We start from the raw sequence: 6,495 nt of genomic DNA, 5'->3' as shown, positions 1-6,495 counted from the left end.
TACGCGTTACGCACCCGTGCGCCGGTCGTCGGCGGTAGCAAGCTACCCCGTTACCCCTCGACTTGCATGTGTTAGGCCTGCCGCTAGCGTTCATCCTGAGCCAGGATCAAACTCTTCATCGTTAATTTTTTAAGTCTTGTTAGACTTGTTTTATCAACAACTAAATTTGGAATTTCTAGTACTCAAAATGGTCTATTCTCGTTTGTCGATCGTTATCGTTTCCGATAACTTTCTTACGCTGTCAATTCAATATGTTTATGAACTTTTATTTCTTTTCTTAACTTGTTTCCTTGCTAAGCGGGTGCAAATATAAAACCCTTTTTTAACTCACACAATACTTTTTAAATCTTTTTTTGAAAAAAGTTTTTTATCGCCCTTTTCGCTTTATTTATATCGTGCTTGTCAATGAACTCCGCTACTTAGACATTGTCTTTTTTAGCGGCTGCAAACATACGACCCTTTTTGTATTGCGCAATACCTTTTTTAATCTTTTTTTTATTCTTTTTCTTTTCCCTTTTTAAATGCCTTGTTTTCTGATATTTATAACTCTTTATTTTTTAAACATTTTTGGCGTTTTTGGTATTTGTGGGGGAAATTGTGAGAGGATAGCTGCCGGTTTTGGTGCGCAATCGCTCTAAGATGATAAATTGTGCGACGAATATTGTGCGCTTATATGCGTATAGATAATCACAAATCGGTAATGTTTCCAAAGATGGGTCATGACTTTTTATATCATTTTATACTTTATTAATTAGAAACCTTTAATCGTAGCATGAATCTTTGGTCAATAAAATGACTTATACGAACATCCCCGCGTTAGGGATTGAGGCATTTGTTGAAGCTCTTTTTATGTTGTTGCACATATGCAACATAAAAAAGCGACTGACGAAAGCCCGACCCTTTTCGGGGAACGCACATATATATACTATAAAGTAGAAGACATCATATTATTTATTACTTCTGTCTTTATTATTGGATTTGCTCCTTCACTACTTGCAACTATAGCTCCAACCGCACAAGCAAAGTTTAAGGCTTCTTGCGGATGGATATTTTTTGACAACTGGTTAACTATTGATGCTAAAAACGAATCGCCAGCACCTACTGTATCTACTACTTGAATTTTGTACCCACTATTATGATAAAATGTTTCATTATAATATAGAATAGCTCCGTGCCTTCCTTTTGTAACGCAAATAGTTTTTGTATTTGTTTCTTTTGCTATAAAAAGAATGGTTTGCTCTAATGATTTTTGATTTGAATTTAGCTCTTCTGCAATTTCAAAAATCTCATCGTCATTGAATTTTATAAAATCTGCTTGGTTCATTAATTTTTTAAGAACTTCCATCGTATAGTATGGTGGTCTTAAATTAACATCAAAAATTTTATAGTGAGCTAATTTTAAAAGTTCGAAAAGTGTATTTCTAGAAATATTGTCTCTAGCTACCAAACTTCCAAAAATAAAAGTGTCGGACTGTTTTGTTATAGACTTGGCAGCTTCTGTAAGTTCTATTTTATCCCATGCTCTTGGATACATAATATCGTAAGATGCCGAACCTTTTTCATTTAGCATCACTTTTACCTTTCCTGTTTTATATTGTTGGTCTATCTGAACGCCTTCTATATTTACATCTTTCTCTTTAAATAAGTCAAGAATTTTATTTCCTTTTTCGTCGGTTCCTACTCTGCTAATAACTGAAACGTTATTACCTAAAGATTTCAATCGTATAGCAACATTTAATGGAGCTCCTCCTATTTTATCGTGAGTTGGAAAAACATCCCAAAGGACTTCTCCAAAACATACCATTTTATTCATACTCCTTTTTTTAAAACGTATTTTAGAAATTACAACTATAATTATATAGTTACTATAATAAAAAGATTAGTTTTCTATTTCTTTACCTTGAATCTTAAATGTCCAAGCTTCTGTTTTTCCTACTTGGTCTAAAACTGTATTGGGTACTTTTATTGTTACCCCTTTGCCTTCTGTGAATTCCCATTCTAAAGGTTCATCATACCCCAAAAGCATAATTTTTGAGTTGGGATCGGGCAATAAAGAATTAAAAGTTATTGTCTCTTTTGGCTGTACTAAGGATATTCCATAATAGACAGATTGCCCTTTCTTTTTGGTGTATTTTATAGATTCTCCTTGTTGGTAATTTCCAAGTAATTTTTCTGTATTAAAAATTGCTTCACTATTAACTTTTACCCATTTCCCAATTTTGTCTAAGCGATCTAAACTGGGTTGAGGAATGGTGCCATCTCCCATAGGACCAATATTCAAAAGATAATTTCCTCCTTTTGCCGCGGCATCAATAAGGTTATGGGTTAATGTTTTTGCTGATTTCCAATCGTGGTCTGATTTACGGTACCCCCAAGTATCATTTATTGTCATGCAAGCTTCCCAGTCGAAAGTAGATGTGCCTGCTAAAACTTCTTTTTCTGGAGTTCCAAAATCACCTACAAAATCTTCTCCTTCTTTGTTCATTCCCATTAAACCTTGCCTACCTACATCTATACGATTGTTTATTATAATAGTTGGTTTTAACGACCGTACGTATTGATAAAGGTCTAAGGCATTTTCGTGGTCGTATTCCGGAATCCATTCGCCATCAAACCAAAGAATTTCGGGGTCATAATTATCTATCAGTTCTTTTAACTGTACTTTTAAATAACCTTCATAGTATTTTGGGAATTCTGGATTGTATAGCGTACTATCTTTTTCTCCCGCATTATAATTTGGCTCATTAATAGCTTGTGCTTGTGGATGGTGCCAATCCATAATAGAGTGATAGAGGCCAAATTTGATTCCATATTTTTTACAAGCTTCTGACAGTTGTTTTAAAATATCCTTTCCGTAGGGTGAAAAGTCAACAATATCATAGTCTGAGACCTTAGAGTCCCATAATCCGAATCCATCATGATGTTTGGATGTGATTACCACATATTTCATGCCTGTATCTTTCATCAATTTGGCATAGGCATCGGCATCAAAATTAGTGGGATTAAATTGTTTTGAAAATTTCTCATATTCCTTAATAGGAATTTCTCCATCGTTCATAATCCATTCTGCGCCTACCCAACCTGCAATAGTTTCTCCTTTATATTCTCCTCCTGCTACAGAATAAGGCCCCCAATGAATAAACATACCAAACTTTGCTTCTCGCCACCAGGCCATTCGTTGGTTAAAATCTTCTTTAGACTCTTCTAAATAATTTACATCTTCAACTTGGGTTATTTCTTCCTTTTTATTTTCCTTGCATGATAGTAAGGAAACACAAATAAGAACAGGAATAAAGGCTTTTACTATTATTGATTTGTTTTTCATCTTGATTATTTTTTATACCGCTAGTTTTATTGTTTCTAAATTCAAATAATTCAGGTACAATATTGTTAGTATTTTACTGTGCAAATGGATCATGCTATAATTCTTTTCCTTCAATCATAAAAGTCCAAGCCTCGGTTTCTCCAACTTCTTCTAATACAGCTTTAGGCACCTCAACAGTTAATCCTTTGCCTTCTACAAATTGCCATTTCAAGGGCACATTTGAGCCTAAAAGCTTAACTTCTGAATCGGCATTTGGTTGCACATAATTAAATATTATTTCATCTTCAGGTTTTTCTATAGAAATTGCAAAATAAACGGATTCTCCTTTCTTTTTGGTGTATTTTATTGTTTCTCCTTGTTTATAGTTTTTTGCTAATCTTTCTGTACTAAATATTGCTTCGTGGTTTACGCTAAGCCATTCACCTATATGTTCTAATCGTTCAACACTTGGTGCAGGAATAAGCCCTTCGGCGGTTGGACCTACATTAAGAAGGTAGTTACCTCCTTTGGCTGCTACATCAATCAAATTATGAATCAATGTTTTTACAGATTTCCAATTTTCGTCATTTTTCTTGTATCCCCAGGTGTCATTCATAGTCATACAGGATTCCCAATCTAATGTGGAAGTGCCTTCTAAAATCTCTTGCTCTGGTGTTCCAAAATCTCCTGCATAGTTTAGATCATCTTTACTCATGCCTTGCATACCTTGACGTCCTTTATCTACACGATTATTAATGATAATATCTGGTTTTAAAGATCGAACATATTGATATAAGGCCTGACCTTGCTCATGTGTGAATGCTGGAATCCATTCGCCATCAAACCAAAGAATTTCTGGGTCGTAGTTTGTTATTAATTCTTTTAACTGAGGCTTTAAATACTCTTCGTAGTATATTGGAAATTTAGGATTAGCCTTTGTGCTGTCCTTTCTCCAAACATTATACTTGGGTTCATTAATTGCTTGTGCTTGTGGGTGATGCCAATCCATAATGGAATGGTATACACCAAACTTAACTCCTTGTTTTTTACAGGCTTCAGATAATTGTTTTAAAATATCTTTTCCATACGGGGTATAATCCACCATATCATATTCTGATACTTTTGAGTCTCCTAAAGAAAACCCGTCATGGTGTTTGGATGTAATCACAACATACTTCATTCCTGCTTTTTTCATTATACTAACCCAATTATCTGCATCAAAATCTACAGGATTGAATTGTCTTGCAAATTCTTCGTACTCACTAATAGGAATCTCAGCAGTGTCCATAATCCACTCACCTATATGATCAACCTCAGCTCCTTTGTATATACCTGCTGGAACTGCATAAGGGCCCCAGTGAATAAACATACCAAACTTTGCTTCTCGCCACCAGGTCATCCTTTTATTAAAATCTTCTTTAGATTCTTCTAAATAATTTACACTTTCAACTTGAATTGTTTCTTCCTTTTTATTTTCCTTACATGATAATAAGAAAACACAAACAAGAATAGGAATAAGGGCTTTGGCAACTATTATTTTTTTCATCATGATTAATTTTATTTTCTAAATTATTCTAACTATTACTAATGATATCTTTAGCACATTTTTTTGTACTATTTTTTATAATTCTAATTTCACTACAAAACCGTTTTCTGACAGGAAATCTTTTGGTATTTTGACAATTAAACCATCTTTTTCCTGTTTATATTTAACCTTCCCTACTCCTAAAACCTCTACATTTTTAACGGTTCCTACTGAAGGTTCTAACGATTTTATAACTATTTCTGATTCGGGTTTAGCTAAAGAAATGGCATAAACATTATTATCTTTTTGAGTAAACCAAAAATCTTCTTTAGTAAAATTATTTTGAAATCCTTTTTCTGCCCTGTCTTCTGTATCTTTATAATGTAAACTGGTTGTTCCTTCACGAATAATTTTCCACCTCCTAGTCCCATAGATAGCTTCTCCGTTTACTGATAACCATTTACCAATCTCTCTTAAATTCTTTACACTTTCTATTGGCACCTCACCTTCTCCTGTCGGGCCAATGTTGAGCATATAATTCCCTCCTCTTGAAACAACTTCTGCTAACCAATAAAGTACTTCTATGGGCGATTTCCAATCATTATCATAGGAATTGTAACCCCATGAATTATTAAAAGTCCCTACGGTTTCCCAAGGTTTTTGCTCATCTCCATAGGCTAATGGAATTTCGTTATCGCTAGGTATTAAATAGTCTCCAAAACCTTGCCCTATACGTTCATTAACTAAAACCTGTGGTTGAATATCATATACTACTTTATAAAAGTCATAACATTGCTCTGCATTCATTCTCCAAGGCATATCATACCAAAGTAATTTTAAATCTGAATATTGAGTCATTATCTCTTTTACTTGCGGAAGCGCTTTGTCTTTTAGATAATCTTCATAGCTATTAGGACTTGGATCCCAAGTGTTAGACCCAAAAGTTTTTGCGTGTTCTGAAATGTTTGGATTCAGTTTGGCACTCAATTCAGATTGGTTATCTGATGCATCGTGCCAATCTATATTATGCGAATAATAGAGTCCAAACTCTAATCCGTACTTTTTACATGCTGCATGTAACTCTTTTATAATGTCTCTTTTAAATGGGGAGGCATCCATAATGTCGTATTCGCTCACTTTTGAATCAAATAGGGCAAATCCATCATGATGCTTGGAGGTAATAACAATATATTTCATCCCCGCGTCTTTTGCTAGTTTCGCAATTTCTTCAGCATCAAATTTTGTTGGATTAAATTGTTTTGCTAATTGCTCATATTCTGCTCTTGGTATTTTAGCAGCATACATAATCCACTCTGCTATATGAGGTGGTCGCATAGTGTGAATTTTTTCTCCTTTCCAAATCCCTCCTGGGTTGGAGTAAAGTCCCCAATGAATAAACATGCCATACTTAGCATCTTTAAACCATTCTTTAGTATCCTGTTTTGACTGGTTCATTATCTGCCATTCTTCAGAATTTATTTGAGGGGTTTTAAATTCCTTGTACTGAGAAAATACTGGTGTTATAACCAATAAATAAATGATGACTAAACTAAAGTTTTTCATATCAATGGTATTAAATTATACGCTTCCAAATTACTGGTAATAATTAATGAACACATAGAAAAGGGCTTTCACAACTATTGCTTTTTTTTCATCACGATTAGTT

At 34.1% G+C, this 6,495-nt stretch carries 4 protein-coding genes and 1 rRNA gene; all 5 read right to left on the bottom strand.

Annotated features, from left to right (window positions below; genetic code table 11):
• Window positions 1-122 (bottom strand): 16S ribosomal RNA (locus Q4Q35_RS03065); the annotation flags it as partial.
• An 803-nt stretch (window positions 123-925) separates the two neighbouring features.
• Window positions 926-1,813 carry a carbohydrate kinase family protein gene (locus tag Q4Q35_RS03060; RefSeq protein WP_303276454.1) on the bottom strand — a complete coding sequence of 296 codons (888 nt, stop codon included), beginning with the start codon at window positions 1,811-1,813 and terminating at the stop codon, window positions 926-928.
• A 66-nt stretch (window positions 1,814-1,879) separates the two neighbouring features.
• Window positions 1,880-3,325, bottom strand: a complete 1,446-nt coding sequence (locus Q4Q35_RS03055) for an alpha-L-fucosidase (RefSeq protein WP_303276453.1) — start codon at window positions 3,323-3,325, stop codon at window positions 1,880-1,882.
• A 94-nt stretch (window positions 3,326-3,419) separates the two neighbouring features.
• Entirely contained in the window at window positions 3,420-4,853 is a 1,434-nt protein-coding gene (locus Q4Q35_RS03050) for an alpha-L-fucosidase (RefSeq protein ID WP_303276452.1), read from the bottom strand.
• 72 nt (window positions 4,854-4,925) lie between these two features.
• Window positions 4,926-6,392, bottom strand: a complete 1,467-nt coding sequence (locus Q4Q35_RS03045; RefSeq protein ID WP_303276451.1) for an alpha-L-fucosidase — start codon at window positions 6,390-6,392, stop codon at window positions 4,926-4,928.
• Window positions 6,393-6,495: the final 103 nt, after the last annotated feature.

It is taken from the genome of Flavivirga aquimarina (assembly GCF_030540835.1).
Classification (GTDB): Bacteria; Bacteroidota; Bacteroidia; order Flavobacteriales; family Flavobacteriaceae; genus Flavivirga; species Flavivirga aquimarina.
Note: the sequence above shows the minus strand (reverse complement) of the source record. Positions and strands in the feature narration are given on the sequence as shown.